Annotated in this window: 28 protein-coding genes, 1 tRNA gene and 1 pseudogene; 14 read left to right on the forward strand and 16 right to left on the reverse strand. The window is 63.5% G+C overall.

Translation table 11 applies throughout. The features are described from left to right. Window positions 1–33: 33 nt before the first annotated feature. From U8326_RS02360 to leuC, 11 genes and pseudogenes are all read right to left on the reverse strand, one after another. Window positions 34–2,577 (reverse strand): TonB-dependent receptor domain-containing protein, encoded by a 2,544-nt coding sequence (locus U8326_RS02360; protein WP_324742107.1) that lies wholly within the window; start codon window positions 2,575–2,577, stop codon window positions 34–36. 206 nt (window positions 2,578–2,783) lie between these two features. Beyond that, window positions 2,784–2,984 carry a biotin/lipoyl-containing protein gene (locus U8326_RS02365; RefSeq protein ID WP_324743670.1) on the reverse strand — a complete coding sequence of 67 codons (201 nt, stop codon included), beginning with the start codon at window positions 2,982–2,984 and terminating at the stop codon, window positions 2,784–2,786. Between the two features lie 27 nt (window positions 2,985–3,011). Further along, window positions 3,012–3,542 (reverse strand): annotated as a pseudogene (locus U8326_RS02370) (acyl-CoA dehydrogenase family protein); the annotation flags it as partial. A 133-nt stretch (window positions 3,543–3,675) separates the two neighbouring features. Continuing rightward, window positions 3,676–4,458 carry an NUDIX domain-containing protein gene (locus tag U8326_RS02375; protein ID WP_324742108.1) on the reverse strand — a complete coding sequence of 261 codons (783 nt, stop codon included), beginning with the start codon at window positions 4,456–4,458 and terminating at the stop codon, window positions 3,676–3,678. A 300-nt stretch (window positions 4,459–4,758) separates the two neighbouring features. Beyond that, entirely contained in the window at window positions 4,759–5,088 is a 330-nt protein-coding gene (gene grxD / locus U8326_RS02380; protein ID WP_324742109.1) for a Grx4 family monothiol glutaredoxin, read from the reverse strand. A 26-nt stretch (window positions 5,089–5,114) separates the two neighbouring features. Then, the gene (locus U8326_RS02385) at window positions 5,115–5,348 is read right to left on the reverse strand and encodes a BolA family transcriptional regulator (protein ID WP_324742110.1); all 234 of its coding nucleotides are present in this window, start codon (window positions 5,346–5,348) and stop codon (window positions 5,115–5,117) included. A gap of 16 nt (window positions 5,349–5,364) precedes the next feature. Next, a complete protein-coding gene (locus U8326_RS02390; protein WP_324742111.1) occupies window positions 5,365–5,688 on the reverse strand; it encodes a DUF1476 domain-containing protein in 324 nt (107 codons plus the stop codon). A gap of 51 nt (window positions 5,689–5,739) precedes the next feature. Next, a complete protein-coding gene (locus U8326_RS02395; protein WP_324742113.1) occupies window positions 5,740–6,741 on the reverse strand; it encodes an NADPH:quinone oxidoreductase family protein in 1,002 nt (333 codons plus the stop codon). After that, window positions 6,738–7,340: a 3-isopropylmalate dehydratase small subunit gene (leuD, locus tag U8326_RS02400; protein WP_324742114.1), complete on the reverse strand. Its 603-nt coding sequence runs from the start codon at window positions 7,338–7,340 to the stop codon at window positions 6,738–6,740. Before leuD ends, U8326_RS02395 begins: the two co-directional genes overlap by 4 nt. Next, window positions 7,340–7,510: a hypothetical protein gene (locus tag U8326_RS02405; protein WP_324742115.1), complete on the reverse strand. Its 171-nt coding sequence runs from the start codon at window positions 7,508–7,510 to the stop codon at window positions 7,340–7,342. The genes leuD and U8326_RS02405 overlap by 1 nt, the downstream gene beginning before the upstream one ends. A gap of 38 nt (window positions 7,511–7,548) precedes the next feature. After that, on the reverse strand, window positions 7,549–8,997 hold the full coding sequence (gene leuC / locus U8326_RS02410; RefSeq protein ID WP_324742116.1) for a 3-isopropylmalate dehydratase large subunit: 1,449 nt from the start codon (window positions 8,995–8,997) through the stop codon (window positions 7,549–7,551). Window positions 8,998–9,073: 76 nt separating this feature from the next. Here leuC and U8326_RS02415 point away from each other — a divergent pair, with 76 nt between their 5' ends. Then, complete coding sequence (locus U8326_RS02415) at window positions 9,074–9,598, forward strand: sterol desaturase family protein (RefSeq protein ID WP_324742117.1); 525 nt, start codon at window positions 9,074–9,076, stop codon at window positions 9,596–9,598. Here the strand turns inward: U8326_RS02415 and U8326_RS02420 are convergent. After that, window positions 9,595–10,002 carry a SufE family protein gene (locus U8326_RS02420; RefSeq protein ID WP_324742118.1) on the reverse strand — a complete coding sequence of 136 codons (408 nt, stop codon included), beginning with the start codon at window positions 10,000–10,002 and terminating at the stop codon, window positions 9,595–9,597. The genes U8326_RS02415 and U8326_RS02420 overlap by 4 nt on opposite strands. A 115-nt stretch (window positions 10,003–10,117) precedes the next feature. On the opposite strand from U8326_RS02420, the gene U8326_RS02425 reads away from it, so the two are divergent. The 11 genes from U8326_RS02425 to U8326_RS02475 all read left to right on the forward strand — a co-directional run bounded on the left by U8326_RS02425 (window position 10,118) and on the right by U8326_RS02475 (window position 21,923). After that, window positions 10,118–10,471, forward strand: coding sequence for a hypothetical protein (locus U8326_RS02425; protein ID WP_324742119.1), 354 nt, complete (start codon window positions 10,118–10,120; stop codon window positions 10,469–10,471). A gap of 156 nt (window positions 10,472–10,627) precedes the next feature. After that, window positions 10,628–11,182 carry a ribosome maturation protein RimP gene (gene rimP / locus U8326_RS02430; RefSeq protein WP_324742120.1) on the forward strand — a complete coding sequence of 185 codons (555 nt, stop codon included), beginning with the start codon at window positions 10,628–10,630 and terminating at the stop codon, window positions 11,180–11,182. A gap of 7 nt (window positions 11,183–11,189) precedes the next feature. After that, entirely contained in the window at window positions 11,190–12,863 is a 1,674-nt protein-coding gene (gene nusA, locus U8326_RS02435; protein ID WP_324742121.1) for a transcription termination factor NusA, read from the forward strand. Next, window positions 12,844–13,638 carry a DUF448 domain-containing protein gene (locus tag U8326_RS02440; protein ID WP_324742122.1) on the forward strand — a complete coding sequence of 265 codons (795 nt, stop codon included), beginning with the start codon at window positions 12,844–12,846 and terminating at the stop codon, window positions 13,636–13,638. The genes nusA and U8326_RS02440 overlap by 20 nt, the downstream gene beginning before the upstream one ends. Before the next feature lie 25 nt (window positions 13,639–13,663). After that, window positions 13,664–16,264 (forward strand): translation initiation factor IF-2, encoded by a 2,601-nt coding sequence (infB, locus tag U8326_RS02445; RefSeq protein ID WP_324742123.1) that lies wholly within the window; start codon window positions 13,664–13,666, stop codon window positions 16,262–16,264. Window positions 16,265–16,307: 43 nt separating this feature from the next. After that, the gene (rbfA, locus tag U8326_RS02450; protein ID WP_324742124.1) at window positions 16,308–16,709 is read left to right on the forward strand and encodes a 30S ribosome-binding factor RbfA; all 402 of its coding nucleotides are present in this window, start codon (window positions 16,308–16,310) and stop codon (window positions 16,707–16,709) included. A gap of 47 nt (window positions 16,710–16,756) precedes the next feature. Then, window positions 16,757–17,446 carry a site-2 protease family protein gene (locus U8326_RS02455; protein WP_324743671.1) on the forward strand — a complete coding sequence of 230 codons (690 nt, stop codon included), beginning with the start codon at window positions 16,757–16,759 and terminating at the stop codon, window positions 17,444–17,446. Window positions 17,447–17,462: 16 nt separating this feature from the next. Beyond that, window positions 17,463–18,371, forward strand: coding sequence for a tRNA pseudouridine(55) synthase TruB (gene truB / locus U8326_RS02460; protein WP_324743672.1), 909 nt, complete (start codon window positions 17,463–17,465; stop codon window positions 18,369–18,371). A gap of 6 nt (window positions 18,372–18,377) precedes the next feature. Continuing rightward, the gene (gene rpsO / locus U8326_RS02465) at window positions 18,378–18,647 is read left to right on the forward strand and encodes a 30S ribosomal protein S15 (protein WP_324743673.1); all 270 of its coding nucleotides are present in this window, start codon (window positions 18,378–18,380) and stop codon (window positions 18,645–18,647) included. A 159-nt stretch (window positions 18,648–18,806) separates the two neighbouring features. Next, window positions 18,807–21,092, forward strand: a complete 2,286-nt coding sequence (gene pnp, locus U8326_RS02470) for a polyribonucleotide nucleotidyltransferase (RefSeq protein WP_324742126.1) — start codon at window positions 18,807–18,809, stop codon at window positions 21,090–21,092. Window positions 21,093–21,230: 138 nt separating this feature from the next. After that, the gene (locus U8326_RS02475; protein ID WP_324742128.1) at window positions 21,231–21,923 is read left to right on the forward strand and encodes an EthD domain-containing protein; all 693 of its coding nucleotides are present in this window, start codon (window positions 21,231–21,233) and stop codon (window positions 21,921–21,923) included. Window positions 21,924–21,989: 66 nt separating this feature from the next. Here U8326_RS02475 and U8326_RS02480 read toward each other — a convergent pair whose 3' ends face one another. Then, window positions 21,990–22,514 (reverse strand): DUF1993 domain-containing protein, encoded by a 525-nt coding sequence (locus U8326_RS02480; protein WP_324742129.1) that lies wholly within the window; start codon window positions 22,512–22,514, stop codon window positions 21,990–21,992. A gap of 117 nt (window positions 22,515–22,631) precedes the next feature. Further along, entirely contained in the window at window positions 22,632–23,306 is a 675-nt protein-coding gene (locus U8326_RS02485) for a GcrA family cell cycle regulator (protein ID WP_324742130.1), read from the reverse strand. Window positions 23,307–23,389: 83 nt separating this feature from the next. Between U8326_RS02485 and U8326_RS02490 the strand changes: the two genes are divergently transcribed. Continuing rightward, entirely contained in the window at window positions 23,390–24,280 is an 891-nt protein-coding gene (locus U8326_RS02490; RefSeq protein ID WP_416385501.1) for an ABC transporter permease, read from the forward strand. A gap of 25 nt (window positions 24,281–24,305) precedes the next feature. Here the strand turns inward: U8326_RS02490 and hspQ are convergent, their stop codons facing one another. Next, entirely contained in the window at window positions 24,306–24,686 is a 381-nt protein-coding gene (gene hspQ / locus U8326_RS02495) for a heat shock protein HspQ (protein WP_324742131.1), read from the reverse strand. A gap of 157 nt (window positions 24,687–24,843) precedes the next feature. Between hspQ and U8326_RS02500 the strand changes: the two genes are divergently transcribed. Then, window positions 24,844–24,933 (forward strand) — tRNA-Ser (locus U8326_RS02500). Between the two features lie 163 nt (window positions 24,934–25,096). On the opposite strand, the gene U8326_RS02505 is transcribed toward U8326_RS02500, so the two are convergent. Beyond that, the gene (locus tag U8326_RS02505) at window positions 25,097–25,804 is read right to left on the reverse strand and encodes a TetR/AcrR family transcriptional regulator (protein ID WP_324742132.1); all 708 of its coding nucleotides are present in this window, start codon (window positions 25,802–25,804) and stop codon (window positions 25,097–25,099) included. Window positions 25,805–25,866 lie beyond the last annotated feature (62 nt).

A 25,866-nucleotide genomic window follows, 5' to 3' on the forward strand; every position in this document is an offset into this window, starting at 1 on the left:
CGCCGGGCGTCAGCGCATCGGAACGTCTGCGCCTCAGAACATCTTTCGCAGATCGATCCCCACGAACCGGCCGCGCGGGTCGCGATAATCCGCCTGATAGCTCAGTGGCACCTCGCCGTTCGGATCGGTGACTTTCTGCCGGGAATCCAGGATATTGTTAAATTCGAAGCTCAACCGCAGGCCTTTCAGGAACGGAGCCTTTTCGATCACCTTCGCCTGCTGGTCGAAATTGATGAAGAGCCTCGCATCGAGAATGAGCACGCTGCCGAAGCGCAGGTCGGAACTGGCAGGCGCGCCGCTGGACCGCACCCTTGTCGGCGCCGTCCAGCTTCCGGTCAGGCGCAGGCCGAACCCCTTGTAGAAGGTGCCGCCTTCGAGCTCCAGCGCATGGCGGGCGACCCCGCCCGAACTCAGCGCATCTCCATCGAGCAGGTCCAGTATCGGCCCGGTTTCGGCGACCACGACTTTCTCGGAAAAGCGCACGGTATGATACAGCGATACGTTCCAGCGGCCCTGGCCGCTGCCCCCGGGCCCGCCCGGTCCGCCAAAGCCTCGCGGGCCGCCGCCCGGACCACCCGGACCGCTGGAGCCTCCCGGCTGGCCTCCACCGGCGCCCGGCCTGCCGGCGGGTGGGCCACCGGCTCCGGGAGAGGGCGGACGATCGCCCAGGATGCGCGATTGCGCGGTGGGTTGCGCCTGCCCGATCGTGCCGGAAAGGTTGAAGCCCCATCGCAGGCGGGAGCTTCTGGTTTCGCTGAAAGTTACGGGCCGCTGATCGATCGACACCAGCCTGCCGTCCGTATCCCGCACGATCCGGCCGGGGAACGCGGCTTCGATCGCGGGTGTGAGCACGGGGAAGGACTGGGTGACGTCGTCCGAACGGTTGCGGAAATATTCGACGATCAGGTTGGAATTATTGAGAAAGGGCAGTTGCCATGTGGCCGCGAGTTTGATGTCGCGCTGCTTTTCCCTTTTGAGATCGGGGTTGCCGCCGGTGATGATGGTTACCAGGGTGGTTTCCCCCCGCGTGAAATCATACACTGTCCGGTTGAATGTAAGGAGTTCGGGATTGCCCAGCTGGGCCAGGCTGGGCGCCGCTTCGTCGACGAAATAGCTGGCCTGCAGATTGAGCTTTTCCCAGGGCGACCAGGTGATCCCCGCGCTCCAGTCGACCAGCGTTCCGAAGTCCGACAGATGGTTTATGCCGGCGCTGAGATTGAGGGAAATGTCGCCCGCGCCAGCCAGGACGTTTTCCTTGCGGCTGGAGACCGGGATCGCGAGATTGATTCCCCCGGAAAGATCGTCGCGCTTGAGGATGGTGTGAATGTTCCCCGCCTGGCTGCCGCTGTTGTCGGAGCGCGTGTGATTCAGCCCGGCCTTTGCCGTCAGCGACAGATTTCCGGCTGGCAGCAGGATCGGGTTCCCCGACAGCGTGACGAGAGAATTGAGCGCCAGATTCTTGCTTTCCGTGCGGTCGAAGCCGGCCGGTGAGAGCGCCGGAAGGGAGCCGGCTATGTCGAGATTGCCGGAGGATGCGGCTGCAACGAGGGAAGAGGTGTCGGCTTCCCGGGCCACCTTCGTGTCGAGGTCGCTGTGCGAGGCGTCCGCGGTCGCGGTGAGTTGCCATTGCCCAAGCGGCTTGTTGAGCGTGACGCCGCCCTGCAGGGAAGTGGTCGCCGTCTTGCGCACCAATGCGCCGGGCAGGCTGCGCAAGGCCTCGGCCCCGTCCGGCGCCACCAGGCGGACCATGTTCAGGCCCAGCAGATCGCGCGCGTCGGAGCGGGCGATCGTCGTATTGATGGAGAGCGAGCCGCCTTTCCCTTCTCCGCCCAGCCCGGTCGACCATGTGCCGTTGAGCGTGAGGTCGCGGCTGTCGTCCACCAGGCTGCGATAGGCGGCCGGATCGGGATCGGATGCAATCGTCGGAATATTGCCGGAAGGCTGGATGACATGGCGCTCCGCCTCGGTCAGCATGGAGGTGTCTTCCAGCTTGGCATTGATATTGAACCGGCGCGATCCGTTGATGCTGACCAGCCCTGCTTCCAGTTCGCTTTCGGTAAAGCCGCCGCGCGTGGGAACGTTGTATTCCCCCGCCACGGTCTTGCCGGCGTAATTATCCTTGAGGATGAAATTGACCACGCGCTGATTGGCGGAATAGCCGTAGCGCAAGGCCACCTCCTCCGGCAGCACTTCCATCCGGCGGATCGCTTCCGGCGGAATGTCCCGGATTTCCCGGAAGCTGGATATGCGCTGGCCGTTCAGCAGGATGACCGGCCCGCCTTCCCCGCGGCCTCGCCCGCTGCTGGTCTGCGGGCTGACGGCCTCGAGCAGCTCGTTGAGCGATGCCGCGCCGTAAGAGGCGATATCGGCTTCATCGAGGGTCATTATAGGGGCTTGCGGGGTGTCGACCATCCCGTGCCAGGGAGTGGCGATCACCAGGATTTCATCGTTGTCCGGCAGGCTGTCACCGCCTTGCGGAATTGTTTCCGGCGCCGAAACCCCCGATGAGGGAAGGGAGGACTGTTCCGATATGGATGCGGTTGCCAGAGCGATCGGCAGGACGAGAACAGCGTGCAAATCAATATCTCCAGAAGGGGAAGCCCTCTCCGTCAGCTCACGCGATATGTTTTAATAATTGAGTATCAGACAGTTATGTGTGATCGGGCAGGTCGCTGCCCTCCTCGGGAAGCAGCAGCGGGCCCGTCCCGTAGCCTCGGATCGGCCGGCCTATAATGATCTGCCTGTTCATCGTCCAGAGTTTCGATAACGATTCGCAATTACTTTTATTCAGGCTTCTCGATCCGCATCAGGAGCGCTTCAAGCCGCACCTGGGCGCCCTGAACGACATTCAACTGAGCCACGACGCCACTGAACGGCGCCACAAGCGCATATTCCATCTTCATGGCTTCCAGCGTGAGCAGCTTCTGTCCTTTGGCCACCGCGTCGCCCGCCGCCACATCCAGCGAAATCACCTTGCCCGGCATCGGGGCCACGATCGAGCCGTCGGCTCCGGCATCGGGCGCGGTCCTGGCATAGACCACCAGCACATCAGCTTCCGGCGCATTGGTGATCCAGAACTTGGTGCCATTGAGGCGATAGCCGCCCTCGGCCCTGTCCGCGCGCAGCTTCATGGAAACCACATCGGAACCCGCCCCGGCTTCGGACATGGCGAGGCTGCCGACATGCTCGCCGGAGATCAGTCCGGGCAGGTATCTGGCCTTCTGTTCGGCGCTGCCCCAGCGGCGGATCTGGTTGACGCACAGATTGGAATGCGCGCCGTAGGAAAGCCCCACGGAAGCGGAAGCGCGGGCGATTTCCTCCTGCGCGACGACATGCTCCAGATAGCCGAGGCCCAGTCCGCCATCCTTTTCCTCGACCGTGATGCCGTGCAGGCCCAGTGCGCCCATCTCGGGCCATAGCTCACGCGGAAACCAGTCCTTCTCGTCGATGCGGGCAGCCAGCGGAGCGATGCGCTCGTTCGCGAAGCGGGCCGTCGTTTCCCGGATCATTCCGGCAGTTTCGCCGAGATCGAAATCGGCCATCGCGCTTTCCTCCTCCGCTTTTATCCTCAGCCGGCCATGAGGCTATCCCCGGGCCGGGCGCCGGGTCCGCTCCGGCCAATCTGCCACTTTGCGGGGATGCTGGACAGCAGTTTGGATGAGCGGCGCAACCGGCTCAGGCGCGGTCCGCGGTCTCGAAGGGTTCGGCGGTGATGGGATAGCCGCGATCTTCCGGAATGCACAGCAAGGTCGTCGGTCCGCTGCGGTCGAGGAAGGGCACGATGATGTCCGGCGGGATGGCGAGCGCGTGATCCTGCGCTTCGGCGAAGCTCCGGAATTGGGCCAGCCGTTCCAGATTGCGGCGAGTGGGGTAGATCACTCTCATCTCGCCGCGATCCGCCCTGGCGAGCGCTTCCTGCGCGCTGATCCAGAACAGCCGGGTGTTCTCGGTCGCGTCGATGGCGATATCGACCTCGCCCGTGCCGAGATTGGCCAGATAGAAGCGCGTATCGAAGGTTCGCGCATGTTTCATGTTGGGCCGCCAGCGCGCGAAGGGCGTCAGGCTTTGGGGCGCCAGCTTCCAGCCGAAATGGGCGAGAACGGGGGCCAGCTCGCCCTTGTCCAGCAGCAGGGCGCGGGCCTGGGCGGCGATGGCCGCATCCACGATCCCGTCGAGGCCGATGACCAGTCCGGTTTCTTCCAGCGTTTCGCGGATTGCCGCGACCCGCGCCGATAAATCGTCCTGATCCCCGCCATGGCCGAGGCTGGCGGCCAGCTCACGATCCGCATCGTCGATGCGTCCGCCCGGAAACACCGCCGCGCCTCCGGCGAAGGCCATGGCGGCGGAGCGCGTCACCATCAGCAGTTCGGGAAGGCCGCCGGAACGGGCATTGCGGAATATCACAACCGTGGCGGCGGGAATGGCAGTGGCGGGATCGACTTCTTCCGGTTCGGTCATGCAGCCTTATTGCTGCGGCGGGCAGGAATGCCAAGCGCCAAAAATCGCGGGCGGTTCAGTAGGTGTCGGGATGTTTTACAGAATTTGCCGCGTTAACCTGGCGGTTACCATCGAGAGCGTAGGAAATCGGTTATCCGGCGAGTTTGGCACGGTGCCTGCATAACATTCGGTGACCCCGCAAGGGGCACCCCCAAGTCTTCGATCGAGGCGGGATCAAATCCCCAAGTCTCCGTGGTCCCGCCTCCCCGAAGCCCCCATCCAGAAGCAGTCAGGCAGAAACTCGGGGCGCTTGACGCCCGGTCAGGCGGACGGTGCCACCTGCTTTTCCCGCATCAATTGCTGGAGTTCGCCGGCCTCGTACATCTCCATCATGATGTCGCTGCCACCGATGAATTCGCCCTTCACATAGAGCTGGGGAATGGTCGGCCAGTCCGAATAACCCTTGATGCCCTGGCGAATCTCCATGTCCTGAAGCACATCGACGCTTTCATAGGCCACCCCGCAATGATCCAGGATCGCCACGGCGCGGCTCGAGAAACCGCATTGGGGAAAGAGCGGTGTGCCCTTCATGAAGAGGACCACGTCGTTCTGCTGGACGATTTCGTCGATGCGTGCGTTGATGTCGGACATTGGGATGCCTTTCGAAGCTTCCTGCTTCAGTTGGGTGCGGCGGTGGTCAGTTGCAAGGCGTGGAGCGCGCCGCCCATCCGCCCGCCCAGCGCAGCATAGACGAGCTTGTGCTGCTGAACCCGGCTTTTGCCGGCGAAGGCCGAGGACACGACATGGGCGGCGTAATGATCCCCGTCTCCGGCAAGATCGGTCACGGTCACTTCCGCGTCGGGAAGGGCCGACTTGATCAGGCTCTCGATTTCGACAGCGGCCATCGCCATTGTGCGGCTTCCTGCCTTACGCTTCGCCGATAAGCTGGCGCCGCGCCTCGACGGACTTTTCCGCCAGCGCCGCGCGAACCCCGGCCTCGTCGATCTCGACCCCGGCATTGGTCAGATCGCCGATCAGCTTGCGAACGACATCCTCGTCGCCTGCTTCCTCGAAGTCCGCCTGGACCACAGCTTTGGCGTAGGCTTCGGTTTCCGCTTCGTTCAGCCCCATTTTTTCCGCGGCCCATTGCCCCAGCAGGCGGTTGCGGCGCGCGGCGATGCGGAATGTATTTTCTTCGTCCAGCGCGAACTTGGCTTCTTCGGCGCGCTCACGATCGTTGAAATCGGTCATCGGATGCCTTTCGGTGAATGCATTGAAAATTAGTCTGCGTGAGGCCTGGCTTCAAGCGTCCATTCTCACAAGCAATTTGCCTACGGCCTTGCGATCCGCAAGGGCCGCGATGGCCTCTCCCGCACGTTCCAGGGGGTAAGTGGCGCTGATCTTCGGCTTTATCCGGCCTGCCTTCCACAGGTCGAACAATTCGCCGGTCATGGCGGTCGCCGCCGAGGATTGCCGGTCGAGGAACGCCCCCAGGAATACACCCCGCACATCGCAGCTTTTGAGAAGGGTGAGATTGAGCGGCAGGCGAGCGATTCCCGCCGGGAACCCGACTACCAGGAAGCGGCCCTCCCAGCCGATGGCGCGCAGCGCCGGTTCGGAATAGTCGCCGCCGACATTGTCGATAATCACCTGCGCGCCATCGGGGCCGCAGGCATCCTTGAACTGGGCAGCAAGTGCCCGGGAACCGTCCTTGTCGAACGGGCCGCTCGGATAGATCACCGTCTCGTCGGCGCCCGCTTCGCGCGCTGCCTGCGCCTTCTCCTCGCTGGAAACCGCCGCGATTACCTGCGCGCCGAGATATTTGCCAAGCTCGACCGCCGCGAGGCCGACGCCGCCGGCCGCGCCCAGCACCAGCAGCGTGTCTCCCGCCGCCAGCTCGCCCCGATTGCGCAGCGCATAAAGCGCGGTGACATAGGTCATCGGCATGGCGGCGGCGCTGGCAAGGTCGATGCCGTCCGGAACGGGGAACAGCCGGGATGCGGCAATCGCCGTCTTTTCCCGCAAACCGCCGTAAATCGTGATGGCGGCCACCCGGTCCCCCGGCTCCCACCCTTCAACCTCTTCGCCCACTGCCTCGATCGTGCCGGACACTTCGCCGCCCGGGGCGAAGGGGCGCTGCGGCTTGAACTGATACAAGTCGCGAATAATCAGGGCGTCCGGAAAATTGATCGCGCAGCCAGCCACCTTGACGAGCACCTCGCCCGGCCCGGCGACCGGCTCTTCGATGTCGCCGACAGCAAGGGTTTCGGGTCCGCCCGCCTCTGTGGAAAGGAGCGCCCTCATGCCTCGACGGCCGTGCCCTTGGCAAACCAGGGCATTTCCCGCTGATGGCGGCTTTCATAGGCCGAGATCGCGGCATCCTGGGTCAGGGTCAGGCCGACTTCATCCAGCCCTTCCAGCAGGCAATGCTTGCGGAAGGGATCTATCTCGAACTTGAACCGATCCTGGAAGGGAGTGGTGACGGTCTGCGTTTCGAGATCGACCGTGATCGGATCGGTCCTGGCGACTTCCAGCAGCCGATCGACCTGTTCCTGCGGCAGCACGACCGTGAGTATGCCGTTCTTGAAGGCGTTGCCGGAAAAGATGTCCGAGAAGGACGGCGCGATCACCGAGGTGATGCCCATGTCCAGCAGCGCCCATGCGGCGTGCTCCCGGCTCGACCCGCAGCCGAAATTGTCCCCGGCGATGAGGATCGGCGCACTCTTGAACTCGGACTGGTCGAAGATATTGTCCGGATCTTCCCGAACCGTCTCGAATGCGCCCACGCCCAACCCTTCGCGGCTGATGGTCTTCAGCCAGCGCGCCGGGATGATGACGTCGGTGTCGACATTCTTGCGGCCGAACGGAATCGCGCGGCCCTCGACCTTGCGGAGAGGTTCCATCAATCGGTTTCCGGCGGCTCGCCCGAAGGCACGGTCGGAGCGGGCTTCTTTTCGGTCTTTTCCTTACGGCGCGAGCCATAAAGCAAGGCCGCCGCGATAGCCGCGGAGCCGATCGCGGCCCCGGCCAGGGCAGCGGGGCCTTTCCAGTTCTTGTCGCTTGGTTTGCTCATGACACCTCAATGAATGGCTGCGGCGCTGCTGGCAAGGCCTAGGCGGCCTCCGCTTCGCGCAACAATTCCCGCACGTCGGTCAGATGGCCGGTCACCGCCGCCGCGGCGGCCATCGCAGGCGAAACGAGATGGGTGCGCGCGCCGGGGCCCTGGCGGCCGACGAAATTGCGATTGCTGGTCGAGGCGCAGCGCTCGCCGGGGGGAACCTTGTCCGGGTTCATGCCGAGACAGGCCGAACAGCCTGGTTCGCGCCATTCCAGCCCGGCCTCTATGAAGATCTTGTCGAGGCCTTCCGCTTCGGCCTGGGCCTTCACCAGGCCGGACCCGGGAACCACGATCGCCCATTTGACATTGTCCGCCTTGCGGCGGCCCTTGATCACTTCGGCGGCGGCGCGCAGATCCTCGATCCGGCTGTTGGTGCAACTGCCGATGAAAATGTTCTGTACTTCGACTTCGGACAGCTTCTGGCCCGGCTCAAGGCCCATATAGGCAAGGCTGGCCCGCGCCGCTTCCTGCTTGGATGCGTCGGGGAAGCTCTCCGGAGCAGGAACCATGCCGCCGATCGGCGCCACATCCTCGGGTGAGGTGCCCCAGGTGACGGTAGGCTCTATATCGGCCGCGTTGATCGTCACGCTCTTGTCGAAACGGGCGCCATCGTCCGTCCGCAGGGTTTTCCACCAGGCGACGGCCTTTTCCCAATCCTCGCCCCTGGGGGCCAGCGAACGGCCCTTCAGATAGGCGAAGGTCTTCTCGTCCGGCGCGACCAGCCCGGCGCGGGCGCCGCCTTCGATCGACATGTTGCAGACGGTGAGGCGGGATTCGACGCTCATCTCCTCGAACACCTTGCCCCGGTATTCGATCACATAGCCGGTGCCCCCGGCTGTGCCGATCACGCCGATGATGTGGAGGATGAGATCCTTGGAGGTGACGCCCGGGCCGAGTTCGCCCTCGACGCGCACTTCCATGTTCTTCGATTGCTTGAGCAGCAGGGTCTGGGTGGCCAGCACATGCTCGACCTCGGACGTGCCGATGCCGAATGCCAGCGCGCCGACGCCGCCATGGGCCGCGGTATGGCTGTCGCCGCAAACGATGGTGGCGCCGGGCAGGGAGAACCCCTGTTCGGGGCCGACCACATGGACGATCCCCTGCTCGAGGTCCGTCGCGCCGATATAGCGGATGCCGAATTCGGGCGCGTTCCGCTCCAGCGCGGCGAGCTGCTGGGCGCTTTCCTTGTCGGCGATGGGCAGGCGGTTGCCGGCCGGATCGAGTCGGGCCGTTGTGGGCAGATTGTGATCGGGCACCGCCAGGGTCAGGTCGGGGCGGCGGACCTTGCGCCCGGCAAGGCGAAGCGCCTCGAACGCCTGGGGGCTGGTGACTTCGTGAACGAGATGGCGGTCAATGAAGATCAGGCAGGTGCCGTCATCGCGGCGTTCCACGACATGGGCATCCCAGATCTTCTCATAGAGTGTGCGCGGTTTACTGGCCATGCGCGGCACTTAATCCGCCTTGCGCGGAATGCAAGCGGGGCTGGCGATATCGGGGCGCGAGGCGTAATGGAAAATCATGAGCTGGGCGCTTCCCCTTGCCATTGTGCTGGCCACGATCCTTGCGATGGAATGGGTCGCCTGGGCGAGCCACAAATATATCATGCACGGCTTCGGCTGGGCATGGCATCGCGATCATCATGAGCCGCATGACCGGCTGCTGGAGAAGAACGATCTCTATGCCCTGGTCGGCGCCGCGATGAGCATTTCGATGTTCGCGCTCGGCAGCCCGATGCTGATGGGTTCGGGCGCGTGGTGGCCCGGCACCTGGATCGGCCTCGGCATCCTGGGCTACGGCATAATCTACACGCTGGTGCATGACGGGCTGGTTCATCAGCGCTATTTCCGCTGGGTGCCCCGGAAAGGATACGCCAGGCGACTGGTGCAGGCGCACAAGCTGCACCACGCTACGGTGGGCAAGGAGGGCGGGGTCAGCTTCGGCTTCGTGTTCGCTCGCGATCCGGCGGTGCTCAAGGCGGAACTGCAGGCGCAGCGGCAGGCGGGTATCGCGGTGTTGCGGGAAGCCGAGGCCGCTGATTTCTAGCTGGCGGCCAGTCTGGCCGCCGTTTCCCTGATAAGCGCGATCATGTTGGGCACCCCCTGGGTGCGGTTGGAACTGAGCTGCTTCTTCAGCTCGAACGGCTCCAGCGCGGCCAGTATGTCCATGTCCGCCACTTCCGCCGCCGGCTTGTCCTGAACCGCCGACAGGACCAGCGCGACAATCCCCTTGGTGATCGCGGCATTGCTGTCGGCCAGGAAATGCAGCTTCTCGCCATCCTGCGTGGGATAGATCCAGACCGCCGCCGAGCAGCCGCGAACCAGCGTCGCGTCGGTCTTCAGCGCGGCCGGCATCTCCTCCAGTTCGCGGCCGAGTTCGATCAGCAGGCGATAGCGCTCATCGCCTTCGAGAAATTCGTATTCTTCGCGGATGTCGTCGAGGCTGCGCATGGCGGGCCATGTAATCGAAGCGCCGGGCCGCACAAGCCCGCATCGCATGTTTAGCATTCTTCAACCGCTTTCCGGGAAGAAGGGGGCGGAATCGGAGATCGGGGCGGGACGTACGGTGAATTCTATTCGTATTCTCTTCAAGGTGATCGGCGCCGTCTTCGTGATCGGCATGATAGCGATCGGGATCGGCGGCACCTATCTGGAGCGCAATCCGGAAGAAGCGGCCGCCTATGCCGTGGCGACGATGGGCGTGGACAGCGATGCCGGCATGCCGGACCAGGCGGGCCAGATGATCGACAATTACGGCGATGCGCGCCGGGTGATCGCGGATGCCAAGAGCGCGGAAAGCGAATATCGCGCGCGCCGGGCGCAACGGGCCGCCACGGCAGAGGGCTGGGGCGAGGAATCCGCCACCGGGCAGGACTGGAGCGACCAGGCTTCGGCCTCTTCCGACTATTTCGTGGACTAGTCTCTTGCGCCGGTCGCTCCGGCGATTTGACTTGCATCCGCTCCTGTTTGCGCCTAAACAGACGCCCATCCCGACATTGTGAAGCAACGTTCGGGCCGGCGCCGGAAGGGGCCGGCGCCAAACTGCTTTGCCATGATGTCGGCTTTTGGAGTTGGCATGGCGAATATCGCGCGCATTACGGAGGTGATCGAGCCGGAGGTGAAGGCCTTGGGCTTCGAACTCGTGCGCGTGAAGATGCTCGGTTCCGAAGCCGGGGACGAGCCGGCCCTGCAGATCATGGCGGAAGATCCGGCGACCGGGCAGTTGCTGATCGAGCAATGCGCCGAACTTTCCCACCGCGTTTCCGACCGGCTCGACGAGCTGGAGGAACGGGGCGAGGTCCTGGTCGAAGGCGCCTACCGCCTCGAAGTCTCCTCGCCGGGGATCGACCGTCCCTTGACCAGGCTCAAGGATTTTGCCGACTGGGCAGGGCATGAGGCCAGGATTGAACTCGTCGAGTTGCTGGATGGTCGTAAGCGCTACCGTGGCGATCTGGCCGGAGTCGACGAGGCGGGCGAGATCGTCTCCATCACCGATGATGGAAATACCTATTCCGTGCCGTTCGGCGCGATTGCCAGCGCGAAGCTGGTGCTGACCGACCGGCTGATTGCCGCCACCCGTCCGCTGGATGCGAGCGGCGCCGATGAAATTCTCGAAGTAGAGGAAGGCTGAAGAACCGATGAGCAGTGCGATTTCCGCCAACAAGGCAGAGCTGCTTGCGATCGCCAATGCGGTCGCCACCGAGAAGATGATCGACAAGGCGATCGTCATCGAGGCGATGGAGGAAGCGATCCAGAAATCGGCGCGCAGCCGGTATGGCGCGGAGAACGACATCCGCGCCAAGCTCGATCCGCGCACCGGCGACCTGCGCCTGTGGCGCGTGGTCGAGGTGGTCGAGACGGTCGAGGACTATTTCAAGCAGGTCGATCTCAAGCAGGCGGAGAAGCTGGACGCCAACGCCAAGCTGGGCGATTTCATCGTCGATCCGCTGCCGCCGGTCGATCTCGGGCGTATCGACGCGCAGTCCGCCAAGCAGGTGATCTTCCAGAAGGTCCGCGATGCGGAGCGCGAGCGCCAGTATGAAGAGTTCAAGGACCGTGCGAGCGAGATCATCACCGGCGTTATCAAGTCGGTCGAATTCGGCCATGTGATCGTCAATCTCGGCCGGGCCGAGGGCGTCATCCGCCGCGATCAGCAGATCCCGCGCGAAGCCGCTCGCGTGGGCGAGCGGGTGCGCGCGCTTATCATGAAGGTGGAACGCAACAATCGCGGTCCGCAGATATTCCTGTCGCGCGCCCATCCCGAATTCATGAAGAAGCTGTTCGCGCAGGAAGTGCCCGAGATCTACGACGGCATCATCGAGATCAAGGCGGCCGCGCGCGATCCGGGCAGCCGCGCCAAGATCGGCGTCATCAGCCATGACAGCTCGATCGACCCGGTCGGCGCCTGCGTCGGCATGAAGGGGTCCCGCGTCCAGGCGGTCGTGCAGGAACTGCAGGGCGAGAAGATCGATATCATTCCCTGGAGCGAGGATACCGCGACCTTCGTCGTCAATGCGCTCCAGCCCGCCACCGTCAGCCGCGTGGTGATCGACGAGGATGAAGGCCGGATCGAGGTCGTCGTTCCGGACGATCAGCTCAGCCTCGCCATTGGCCGTCGCGGCCAGAACGTCCGGCTGGCGTCGCAGCTCACCGGCAGCGCCATCGACATCATGACCGAGGCCGAATCGAGCGAGAAGCGCCAGAAGGAATTCGCCGAGCGCTCCAAGATGTTCGAGGAAGAGCTGGACGTCGATGAAACCCTGTCCCAGCTGCTGGTGGCCGAAGGCTTCGCCGAGCTGGAAGAGGTCGCCTATGTCCCGCTGGAGGAACTGGCTTCGATCGAAGGCTTCGACGAGGAACTGGCCGAGGAGCTGCAGAGCCGCGCCAACGAGGCGCTGGAACGCCGCGAGGAAGCCGCGCGGCAGGAACGTCGCGGCCTTGGCGTGGAAGATGCCCTGGCGGAGATTCCCCACCTGACCGAGGCGATGCTCGTCACGCTCGGCAAGGCGGGAATCAAGACTCTCGACGACCTTGCCGATCTTGCGACCGACGAGCTTATCGCGCGCAAGCGGGCGGAGCAGCGCCGCCGCGAAAATTCGCCTCCGCGCCGTTCGCAGCGCGAGGACAACAAGGGCGGTGTGCTCGGCGAATACGGCCTGACCGAGGAGCAGGGCAACGAGATCATCATGGCCGCCCGCGCGCACTGGTTCGAAGATGAGGAACCGGCGAACGGCGGCGAGGCCGGCCCAGACAATGGGCCAGATAACGGGCCAGACAATGGGGAGGCCGCCGGTGCGGAATCCTCCCAATGAGCCGCTAAGGCCCGACATCGCCGCATCGCGGCCGGTTCGCAACGGCGGGCCGGGTCGCTCCCCCGTATCCGGCCAGGAAAAGGACGGGCCGGAGCGGAAATGCGTGCTGAGCGGAGACGTGCGCGGTCGCGACGAGATGTTGCGGCTGGCTATATCCCCTGCCGGTCCGGACGGAATCAGCCAGGTGCTGCCCGATGCGCTGGCGCGCGCGCCGGGGCGCGGCGCCTGGATCGGCGTGCCGCGAACCGAGCTGGAAGAGGCGCTGGCCAAGGGCCGGCTCAAGGCCGCGCTCGCCCGGGCGTTCAAGGATGGGCGCTTCGATATTCCCGAAGATCTGGGGGAGCGCGCGGAAAATGCGCTCCAGCGGGCTTTTCTCGAGCGGCTGGGGCTCGAAATGCGGGCGGGAAAGCTTATCTTGGGTTCCGACCGGATCGCCGAGCAGGCGCGAATGGGCCGGGTTGCCTGGCTGGGTCATGCGGCGGATGCCAGTGACGATGGCGCGCGCAAGCTGGATCAGGCATACCGTGTGGGTCTGGATGAAGAAGGTTCCGGAAAGGGCGGCTTGCGCTTGCCACTGGACCGTGCGGCGTTGTCTGTGGCATTGGGCCGCGACAATGTCGTCCATCTGGCGTTGGCCGACATGGAATCGGCCGAGCGGGTGAGCGCCCCGCTTCGTCGCTTGCTGCATTTTACGGGTGCTGTGCCAGCGGCTGCAGGCGCTTCGGGAAGCGATCTGTTGATGGCCGCTGCACCAGGCATTGCGACGACGAATTGAGATTACGAAGGAAACGAACAGGCGTATGAGCGATAACGAAAACACACCAACGCGCACCCGTCGGCCGCTTGGGCTGAAGCGTTCGGTCGAGGCTGGCGAAGTCAAGCAGACTTTCAGTCATGGCCGCACCAACAAGGTGGTGGTCGAGGTGAAGCGCCGCAAGTTCATGAAGCCCGGCTCGCCGGAGGCTGCGGCTTCCGCACCTGCGCCCACGCCTGCTCCGGCCCCGGTCGCCAAGGCTCCGGAGCCGAAGGCCCCGGCGCGCCCCGCCCATGTGGCCCCGACCGGCGAAACCCGTCAGGAAATGCAGGCTCGCCTGCTGCGCGAGGCCGAGGAGTCCCGCCTTGCCGCCGCGGAAGAAGCCAATCGCCGCGAAGAGGAAGACCGCCTGCGCGCGATCGAGGAAGAGCGTCGCCGCGCGGAAGAGAATCGCAGGCTCGAGGAACAGGCCGAACAGCAAGCGAAAGCCGCCGAAGCCGGCGGCGATGCGCCTGAACAGGCCGCGCAAGTGCCGCCTGAAACAGGCGCGGGCGAGCCTGAGAGCACGGCCCAGAAGGGGCCGGAACAGGATCGGCCCAATACGCAGGGGAATGCTAACGCGGAACCCGCGCCGGCGCCGCGCAAATTCACCCCGGTGCAGTCTCCCAAGCCCAAGCGTGTGGAGAAGGAGGCGCCCGGCAAGAAGGGACCTGGCCGCGAGGTTCGCGATAACCGTGGCGACGATCGCCGCCGTGGCGGCAAGCTGACCGTCAACCGCGCCTTGAACGACGATGAAGGCGCGCGCGCCCGTTCGCTTGCGGCGCTCAAGCGCGCCCGTGAGAAGGAACGGCGGGCCCACTTCTCCGGACAGCAGCAGCAACGTGAGAAGCAGGTGCGCGACGTCGTCGTGCCCGAAGGTATCACGGTGCAGGAACTGGCCAACCGTATGGCTGAAAAGGGCGCCGACCTGGTGAAGGCGCTGTTCAACATGGGCATGATGGTCACCGTCAACCAGACGATCGACCAGGATACGGCGGAACTGCTGGTCGAGGAGTTCGGCCATCGGATCCAGCGCGTTTCCGAAAGCGACGTCGATATCGACACGTCGGAAGACGTCGATGCGGATGAAACGCTGAAGGCGCGTCCGCCGGTCGTTACGATCATGGGCCATGTCGACCACGGCAAGACCAGCCTGCTCGACGCCTTGCGCGGAACCGATGTGGTGCGCGGGGAAGCCGGCGGCATCACCCAGCATATGGGCGCCTACCAGATCAAGACGAAGTCGGGCGACAAGATCACCTTCCTCGATACGCCGGGCCACGAGGCATTCACCGAAATGCGGGCGCGCGGCGCCCACGTCACGGATATCGTGGTGCTGGTGGTCGCCGCGGACGACGGGATCATGCCGCAGACGATTGAGGCGATCAATCACACCAAGGCGGCCGGCGTCCCGATGATCGTGGCGATCAACAAGGTCGACAAGCCGGAGGCCAATCCGCAGAAGATCAGGGAACGCCTGCTGGAGCACGAGATCGTCGTCGAGGCGATGTCGGGCGAGGTGCAGGACGTGGAAGTTTCCGCCAAGACTGGCGCGGGGCTGGATAATCTGATCGAGAAAATCCTGCTCCAGGCCGAATTGATGGAACTCAAGGCCAATCCGGATCGCGAGGCGGAGGCAATCGTGATCGAAGCCAAGCTCGACAAGGGCAAGGGGCCTCTGGCGACCATTCTCGTCACTCGCGGTACGCTGAAGCAGGGCGACGTCTTCGTTGTCGGCACGGAGAGCGGCCGGGTGCGCGCGATGATCGACGACAAGGGCAAGCAGGTGAAGGAAGCGCCACCATCCATGCCGGTGGAAGTGCTCGGCCTTGGCGGCGTGCCGATGGCCGGCGATACCATGACGGTGGTGGAGAACGAGCAGCGCGCCCGCGAAGTGGCCCTGTATCGCAAGGAAAAGGCGACCGAGAAGCGCACCGCGATCGCGCCCGCCAGCCTCGATGCGATGTTCTCGGCCCTGGCCGACAAGCAGAACGTCATCGAGTTCCCGCTGGTGGTCAAGGCGGACGTGCAAGGCTCCGTCGAAGCGATCAACACCGCGCTTCACAATCTGTCGAACGACGAGATCAAGGTCCGGGTGCTGCATTCCGGCGTCGGCGCGATCACCGAAAGCGACGTCACCCTGGCTTCGGCCAGCGGCGCGCCGATCATCGGCTTCCATGTCCGTCCGAATGCGAAGGCGCGCGAGCTGATCGAGCGCAACAAGGTACGGATGATCTATCACGACGTGATCTATCATCTGACCGAGCAGATCGCGAAGGAAATGGCGGGCGAGCTGGGTCCGGAACGGATCGAGCATGTGGTCGGCAGGGCCGAGGTCAAGGAGATCTTCCCGGCGGGCAAGCGTGACAAGGCCGCGGGCCTTCTGGTGCTCGAAGGGTATATCCGCAAGGGCCTCAATGCGCGCCTTACCCGCGAGGATGTCATCGTGTCCAAGACGACGATCGCTTCCCTGCGCCGGTTCAAGGACGATGTGGACGAGGTCCGCGCCGGTCTCGAATGCGGTGTCGTGCTGGCTGATACGAACGACATCAAGCCGGGCGATCATCTCGAAGTGTTCGAGGTCGAGGAACGCGAACGGACGTTGTGATCCATTCCCCCTGTCGCTCGCGGCAGGGGAGGAGGATTGAACCATGGCACGACAGCAATCGACCCCCGAGACGCGCAGTGTCCGCCTGCTCAAGGTGGGCGAGCAGGTGCGCCACGTCATTTCCGAATTGCTCACGCGCCAGCAGGTGCATGACGAGGTGCTCACCGCCCATTCCGTAAGCGTTACGGAAGTGCGGATGTCGCCGGACCTGCGGCTCGCCAAGGTCTATGTGAAGCCGCTGCTCGGTTCGGAAGAGGAGGAAGTGCTCCAGGCCTTGCGCCGGAACACCGCCTTCTTCCAGCGCGAGGTGGCGCAGCGGCTCAAGCTCAAATATGCCGCGAAGATCCAGTTCCGCGCGGATGAAAGCTTCGATGAGGCGGGCCGCATAGAGCGGCTGCTGTCCGATCCGCGCGTTGCTCGCGATCTGGAGGATGGCGGGGATTGAGCGCTGGCCGTGCTGGCCTTTGCAACCGCAATCCCTATGTAACGGCCATGGGCAACATGCTTTACACAGCCGCCGCGCTGATCGTCCCGCTGGTCATCGCCATCGTCTTCCATGAGGTCGCTCATGGCTGGGTGGCGCGTTCGCTGGGCGATCCGACGGCTGAGGAGCAGCGCCGGCTGAGCCTCAATCCCGTCCGCCATGTCGATCCGATCGGCACGGTGGTTCTTCCCGGGATGCTGGCGCTCATCAAGGCTCCGGTTTTCGGTTGGGCCAAGCCGGTTCCGGTGAACAAATGGCGGCTGCGCAATCCGCGCTTCGGGATGATGGCGGTGGCGGCTGCGGGGCCGGGGACCAACTTTGTGCTGGCCGCGATCGGCGCGATCCTGCTCGGCCTGCTGGTGAGGGGTGGGGGGCAGCAGGAAGTCGGCGAATTGATGCTTTTCGCTGCGACGAGCCTCAATTATTTCATTACGATCAATATCTTCCTCGCCATGTTCAACCTGCTGCCGGTGCCGCCTTTCGATGGTTCGCATATCGTGGAAGGCCTGCTCCCTCCTCAGGCCGCGCGGCAATACAACCGGCTGCGGCCATTCGGCTTCCCGCTGCTCCTGTTGCTGCTGCTGGTGATCCCCTGGCTTTTTCCCGAACTGGGCATTGTCGAAAATGTCGTGCTGCCGCCCGTGATGTGGGCCGCGGAACATTACTACACCCTTGCCCGCGCCATCGCAGGCGGATGATTTCATGGCTGGCGCGATGCCGCATGGCTGGATCATTCTCGACAAGCCGCTCGGCCTTGGCTCGACCCAGGCGGTGGCGGCGGTGAAGCGCAATTTGCGGCAGGCGGGATATGGCAAGGTGAAGGTGGGGCATGGCGGCACGCTCGATCCGCTGGCTTCGGGAGTGCTGCCGATCGCGGTGGGAGAGGCGACCAAGCTCGCCGGGCGAATGCTCGATGCCACGAAGGAATATGCGTTCGTTCTGCGCTTCGGCGAGGAGACCGACACCCTGGATGCGGAAGGGCGCGTGATGGCCACCAGCGAGGTCCGGCCGTCGCTTGCCGGGGTGGAGGCGATGCTTCCGCGCTTCACGGGGGCAATCGAGCAGGTTCCGCCCGCCTTTTCCGCCCTCAAGGTGGAGGGCCGGCGGGCCTACGATCTGGCGCGCGCGGGCGAGGAGGTGGAATTGGACGTGCGGAATGTCGAGATATTCTCTCTCTCCGCAAGCTCGGGGAGAGAGGGCTGCGTGGAGGAGGTGCTGTTCACCGCCCATGTCTCCAAGGGCACCTATATCCGCGCGCTGGCGCGAGACATCGCGCATGCGCTCGGCACGGTCGGCCACGTCACGATGCTGCGCCGGTTGAGGGCGGGGCCGTTCGACCTTTCCCGGGCGATTTCACTGGACAAATTGAACGAAGTCGGTCAGGGCGCGCCTCTTGAAGACGTAATCCTGCCGCTGGAGGCAGGGCTGGACGACATCCCGGCCCTGGACCTCGATCCGGAAGCGGCACGGGCGGTCCGTCAGGGCCGGGTCCTTTCCGGATTGCCCCAGGACGATGGGCTGTATTGGGCGCGTGCCGGCAGATTGCCAGTCGCACTGATGGAGCTTTCGGGCGGCGACGCCCGGGTCGTCAGGGGGTTCAACCTTCCCGATGTCGCGGAGTGAATGAATATGTCGGTTACCGCCGAGAAGAAGCAGGAAATCATCAAGGACAATGCCCGCCAGTCCAACGACACGGGCAGTCCCGAAGTGCAGGTCGCGATCCTCACCGAGCGCATCCGCAACCTGACCGAGCACTTCAAGGGCCATCACAAGGACAATCACTCGCGTCGCGGCCTGCTGATGATGGTCAACAAGCGGCGTTCCCTGCTCGCCTATCTCAAGAAGAAGGATGTCGAGCGGTATAACGCCCTGATCCAGAAGCTGGGTCTTCGTAAGTAAAGAGATTGCGAAGCGGCCCCTGGCGGGCCGCTTCTTGCATGGGCTGCCCGCAATCCGGCGGGCGCCCCGGGGCGGAAACAGGCCCCATACCGGACCGGGACGGTACACCCGGCAGCAAAACCCCGCCGGCAATAGGGCCGCGGGACTGAGGAAAATCCAATGTTCGACGTTAAAACCGTATCGCTGGAGTGGGGCGGAAAGACCCTCACTCTGGAAACCGGCCGTATTGCCCGTCAAGCCGACGGCGCCGTGCTGGCCACTTATGGCGAAACCGTGGTGCTTTGCGCCGTGACGGCCGCCAAATCGGTGAAGGAAGGCCAGGACTTCTTCCCGCTCACCGTGCATTATCAGGAAAAGTTTTCCGCCGCCGGGCGCATTCCGGGCGGCTTCTTCAAGCGCGAGCGGGGGGCGACCGAAAAGGAAACGCTGACCAGCCGCCTGATCGACCGCCCGGTGCGGCCGCTGTTCCCCGAAGGCTTCTACAACGAGATCAACGTCATCGCCCAGGTGATGAGCTATGATGGCGAGACGGAGCCGGATATCGTCGCGATGATCGCGGCCTCTGCCGCGCTCACCATCTCCGGCGTGCCGTTCATGGGGCCGATCGGTGCCGCCCGGGTCGGCTTCAAGGACGGTGAGTATCAGCTCAACCCGTCTCTGTCCGAAACCGCCGAAGGCCGCCTCGACCTCGTTGTCGCCGCGACGCAAGAAGCGGTGATGATGGTCGAATCCGAGGCCAGGGAACTGACCGAGGACGAGATGCTCGGCGCCGTCATGTTCGCGCATGAGGAGTCCCGCGAGGTCATCAAGGCGATCATCGATCTGGCCGAGAAGGCCGCCAAGGACCCGTGGGAACTCGACCTTTCCGACAACACCGCCGACATGAAGGCGGAAATCAAGGGGCTGATCGGCAAGGATATCGCCGCGGCCTACGAGCAGACCAACAAGTCCGCCCGTTCGGACGCGCTCAACGCCGCTCGTGACAAGGTGAAGGCTCACTTCGCCGGCGCGGACGGCCAGACGCTGATGACCGCGATCAAGCTCACCAAGAAGCTGGAAGCGGAAATCGTGCGGACCGCCATTCTGAAGGATGGCAAGCGTATCGATGGCCGCACCACCACCCAGATCCGTCCGATCGAGGCAGTGGTGGGCGTTCTGCCGCGGACCCATGGTTCATCGCTGTTCACCCGTGGCGAAACGCAGGCGATCTGCACCACCACGCTCGGCACCAAGGACAGCGAGCAGATGATCGACGGTCTCAATGGCCTGTCCTATGAAAACTTCATGCTGCACTATAACTTCCCGCCCTATTCAGTTGGCGAAGTTGGGCGTTTCGGCGCTCCGGGCCGTCGCGAAGTCGGCCATGGCAAGCTGGCCTGGCGCGCGCTGCACCCCGTGCTGCCGTCCAAGGAAGATTTCCCCTACACCATCCGCGTCCTGTCCGACATCACCGAATCCAATGGCTCGTCCTCGATGGCCACGGTTTGCGGCGGCTGTCTTGCGATGATGGATGCGGGCGTTCCGATCGAACGGCCGGTATCCGGCATCGCGATGGGTCTGATCCTGGAAGGCGACGAGTTCGCCGTGCTCAGCGACATTCTCGGTGACGAGGATCACCTGGGCGACATGGACTTCAAGGTGGCCGGCACAGAAGCGGGCATCACCAGCCTGCAGATGGATATCAAGATCGCCGGCATCACCCGTGAGATCATGGAGCAGGCGCTGACGCAGGCCAAGGAAGGCCGCGCCCATATCCTTGGTGAGATGACCAAGGCGCTGGGTTCTGCCCGGACCGAGCTTTCCGCTCATGCCCCCCGCATCGAGACGATCCAGATCGACAAGTCCAAGATTCGCGACGTCATCGGCACCGGCGGCAAGGTCATCCGCGAGATCGTCGCGGAAACCGGCGCCAAGGTCGATATCGACGACGAGGGCGTCATCAAGATCAGCTCGTCCGACCTTTCGCAGATCGAAGCCGCGAAGAAGTGGATTCTGGGCATTGTCGAGGAGCCGGAAGTCGGCAAGATCTATGACGGCAAGGTCGTCAACATCGTCGATTTCGGCGCATTCGTGAACTTCATGGGCGGCAAGGACGGCCTCGTACACGTGTCCGAGATGCGCAACGAGCGTGTCGAGAAGCCGACCGATGTCGTGTCCGAAGGCCAGGAAGTGAAGGTCAAGGTGCTCGAGATCGACCAGCGCGGCAAGGTCCGCCTGTCGATGCGCGTGGTCGATCAGGAAACCGGCGCGGAGCTGGAAGACACTCGCCCGCCGAGGGAGCCTCGCGAACCGCGCGGCGATCGCGCGGACCGGGGTGACCGTCGTCCTCGTCGCGATGGCGACCGCAATGGCCGCGGCCGGGATCGTGGCCCGCGCCGCGAACGGTCGGAGCGCGACGAAGGCGGCAATCCGGATCATATGCCGGCGTTCCTCAAGGACGATTGAGCCGGCCTGGATTGAACTGAACGGGGCTCGCGGCGACGCGGGCCCTTTTTCATGCGTGCATGATCCGCATCGCGGCTGCTTGTTGAACCCGAATTTTTGTGGGATTGTCTGCCTCGCCAATCACATTGGGAGAGGTTTGTGAGCAAGCTCAAGATGTTCGGCGCGATTCCACGCAAGCCCGGGATCACGCAGCAATATTTCCACGATCATTACCGCCACCCGCATGGCACGATGGGGCGCCGGATTTCGACGATGATGGCCTATACGCAGAGCCATCAATTTCATTCCGACCTGCTCGGCGACGATCAGACCTATTTCGAAGCATGCGCCGAGGTCTGGATCGACCGCCCCCAGGATGCGATCGACTTCGGCAAGGAGCCGAACTATGTCGAGCATGTCCTTGATGACGAGCCGCTTTTCGTTGACCTGGAGAAGCTCGAATTCCTGTTTGCAGAAGAGGAAGTGCTTCAGGGCGGGGTGGACTGGAACGATCCCGAAGCCACATATGGGGACAAGCTGTTCCGGCTGGATACCCGCCCGATCAGCGTGAAGTTTCTGCAATTCATCATTTCCAATGGCGACACGCCCTGGGACCGGGACAATGATCTGGAACTGGGGCGGAAGATCGGCGCGTTGCGCCATGTGCGCTGCCGGCCCAATGCGGTGGTTCACCCGGACGGCGCTTTCGCGATCGGAGTGCGGGAACTCTATTGGCCGACCCAGCTCGCCATGGAAGAAGGGATCGCGCAGGACAAGGCGGCCTGGGAGGAATTGCTCCATCGTCCGCGCAAATCGATCCAGTTCTTCGCCACGGCCGAACGCTTCATGTGATCCTTGGGATCGAATGCAAGGAAGGGCGCCCTGCTGCGGCGCCCTTTTTGCTTTTGCAGGGGCGCGTCAGGCCGATATGCGCATCGCGCCCAGATAATCGATCTTGCCGATCTTCAGGCCCTTCATGCGAAGAATGCCGTAAGCGGTTGTCGCATGGAAATAAAAATTCGGCTGGGAAAAACTGAGCAGGAAATTTTCCGCGGTAAACGGCCGGTCGATCCGTCCGGGGATGATGAAGTGCATGTCCTTGCCCAGGAAACCTTCTATCTCTTCCTCGCTGACCGCTTCCAGCGCCGAGATCGCGGTGGCGAGGCGATGCTTCAGGCCCTCGAACGTGTTGGGCGGCTCGCTCATGTCGGGGGAGAATTGCCCCTCCCGCACGCCCTGAATCGCGCCTGCCGAATGAACCGCGCAGCTTTTCACCTGATAGGCAAAATCCAGCATGTCCTCGTAAAGGCGTCCGCCGATCAGATCGTCAGGAGCGCACCCGCCGCTGCTGCAGTGAGCCTCGGCCTTGTCGATCAGCCCGCCGACAGAACCGAGCAATTGCAGGCAGCTTGGAACAAAGGCGTCATAAAGGCTTATCGGCATGGGTTCGTCCTCCAGGGTGGATAGATGAACCCATGCATAGCCGGGCTTTGCGTTGCCCGCACCCGCTAGTTGCAAGCCTTCAGGCAATGAACGGCACGGGTGGCTCTCCGCCCGCCTCTAGCGGACGCGTGGGCCGCCGAACGGCAAGGGCGGCGGCGGGCGGCGCACGCCGCGCGGCAATTGGGCCTGATAGGCGCGGCCGCAATGCTCGACGCAATAGGGGAAGCCGGGGTTCACCTTCTCCCCGCAAAAATGGAAATCCGGCTCGCCGGGATGACCCATCGGCCAGCGGCATACGCGGTCGTTGAGATCGAGCAGGCTGGTCTTGTCCGCAATTTCCGGGCTGGGCTTGGCGGGAACGAGGCGGCGCGGGGGCGCGGGCGGGATGGGGGCCTGCTGGTCGCCCGGACCCTGGCGCAGGAAGCCGCCCGGGCCTACCGAGACGATTCTCGGGTTCGCCTTCGGGCTGGGCAAGGGTTGGGATTGTGTGTCGGCCTCGATGCTCGGCGATGGTGCGTCGGGCGCGGCCGGCTTGGCTTCCAGCGACGCGGGCGCGGCGGGCGGCGCAGCCGGCTTGGGCGGTTTCTTGGCCGATGCCGGGGGCTTCGGCTTGGCGGCGGAACCCTCGTTGGGCTTGACCGGGGACGGCCGGGACTTGAGGCCGAGACGATGGGCCTTGCCGATCACGGCATTGCGGCTCACTCCCCCCAGATGCTCGGCGATCTGGCTTGCCGTGGCGCCGCCTTCCCACATCTTGGTAAGTGTCGCGATCCGTTCTTCGGTCCAGCTCATTTCAGCTCCAAATCATAATGCGGTCATGGCAGCGCCAAGGTCTGCACTTGCCACGTGCAACACCTGCCGATAGTCGCCCGGTCATGGCCGATCAAGCGCAACCGACCCTTTCGTCAGACCAGTCCCCGTCTGATACTTCCTCGAAAGCCAGGCCGGACTTCGCACCCTGGGGCACGGTAATGATTCCGGGCGTCAACCGTCGTGGATTGTGGACTCTCTATATTAAGGAGGTCCGCCGGTTTCTCAAGGTCCAGACCCAGACAATCTGGGCTCCGGCGGTCACGACTCTGCTTTTTCTGGTCATATTCACCGTTGCGCTGGGGCGGGCGGACAAGCAGGTGCTGGGCGTTTCCTTCGCCAGTTTCGTCGCGCCGGGGCTTATCATGATGGGAATGATGCAGAACGCATTCGCCAATTCCAGCTTTTCCCTGCTCGTCGGCAAGATTCAGGGCACCATCATAGATTATCTCATGCCGCCGCTTTCTCAGGGGGAACTCATGGCCGGCATAGTCGGCGCGGCGATTACGCGCGCCGCGCTGGTAGGGTTTGCGGTTGCCGGAGCCATGGCCTTCTGGCCGGACGTCCGGCTTTCGGCCGCCCATCCCTGGGCGATTGCCTGGTTCGGCCTGATGGGGGCCCTGCTCCTGTCCCTGCTGGGCTTCCTGACATCCATCTGGGCGGAAAAATTCGACCACAACGCTGCCGTCACCAATTTCGTGATCGCGCCGCTGTCCCTGCTGTCCGGCACGTTCTATGTCATCCACAACCTGTCTCCGCTGTTCCAGGCGATCAGCCGGGCCAATCCCTTTTTCTACGTCATTTCCGGCTTCCGCTTCGGCTTTCTGGGGCAGAGCGATATCGGCGCCGACAATGCCAGCGTGGCTTGGGCGGCGATTGGGCTTGCTCTCCTCAACCTTGCCTTGGGGGGGGTCTGCTATGCCCTGCTCCGTTCAGGCTGGAGGCTCAAGAGCTGAGAAGGATGCCCGGCCCCGAGGGCGATCAGTGGGTCAATCCGTCGCGCAGCCGATAGCGCCCGTTGGCAAAGCCCTTGAACAGCTGGGGCAGGGAGGGGTGCTCGATCGGGCCGCCCTCGCTGTCCGCCACGAGATTCTGCTGGCTGACATAGGCGACATAGCTCGCTTCGCCATTCTCGGCGAGCAAGTGGTAAAATGGCTGGTTGCGCCGGGGGCGCAGGGTTTCCGGAATGGCTTCATACCATTCCTCGCTGTTGGCGAAGACCGGGTCGATATCGAACACGACCCCTCGGAAATCGAACAGGCGATGGCGGACGACATCGCCGATGCCGAAGCGTGCATCGGTTTGGCGGGGTGCTTCGATTACCCGCCCCGCTTGAGGAGAAAAGAAGGAAGCCCTGTCCATATAGTGAAGATATAGGATGTTGCAGGTGCGAAACAAGATGTCGTTCCCGAACATCCCCAGCCTTGTGCGATAGGGTCTTGGCAAGGCATCGGGCATCGGCTAACCGCGCCCTTCCAAACCGACCGCGCGCCTTCCCGCGCGCAGGCTGCACCCCTGCGGAGAGGTGGCTGAGTGGTCGAAAGCACCGCACTCGAAATGCGGCATACGGGCAACTGTATCGAGGGTTCGAATCCCTCCCTCTCCGCCACATACAGTCAAGGCGCCGATGCTGTTCGCCTCGGCCGATCAGGACCGCATCGGACTGGGGCAGGCGCTTGATGTCTCCGGTCAGCGTCCGGACCAAGCTGCCCAGGACGATGCAGTTGCTTTGAGAAAGCGCCCACTCAGGGGGGGGGCTTATTGGGGCCAGCTTAGTCGCCGACCATCGCTTTTGCCTTCGCGCTCCCGACATTGTCGACAGGCTGCAACGGCGCCGCGGCAAGGCCATTGATCACCAGTTCCGTGAATATCGAGCCGATGGCGAGGGAGGTGCCACTTACATTGCCCGGCTTGTACCAACGTCCAACCCAGTTCACCATTCCCATGATGGCATAGGCCACCGTTCTGGAAGGGCCGAGATTTTTGAAGCTGCCGTCTTCATAGCCTTCCTCGATGATCTTGATGATCGCATCTTCATAATCGTGGTTCAACTGGCGCATTTGTTTCGCCCAGGCCGAGCGACTGTCTCCAACGGTCTTGAGGTTTTCCCGCACATAAATATGAAGGAGCGGGTAATGACGTTCATATGAATTTGTAGTCTCTATGATGAATTTTTTCAATTTATCGAGCGCGCTATCTGAAGATTCATCAATTTCCCGGGCAATTCTAACATTATCTTCGCAGGCTTCACGCACGACGTCGTCGAACAATTCTTCCTTGCTCGAAATGTAATAGTAAAGGGATGCGCGATCTATATTGAGTTCTTCGGCCACAGCGGCGATCGTAGTGGCCTGATAGCCTTTTTTCGCAAAGACCCTGCTTGCGGCTTCGATGACCTCCCGCCTTCGCTCCATATAGAGTTCGGCGCCTTCCTCTCGAGCGGCATTACGGCGATGCCTGGCTCGCTTCTGTGTGCTCAACGTCTGTTTTCCTTCATCAAACCTTGCGAGGATACAGCGATCTTGCAGTGCGGCGCAACAGT

It is taken from the genome of Tsuneonella sp. CC-YZS046, assembly GCF_035581365.1.
Lineage (GTDB): Bacteria > Pseudomonadota > Alphaproteobacteria > Sphingomonadales > Sphingomonadaceae > JAWKXU01.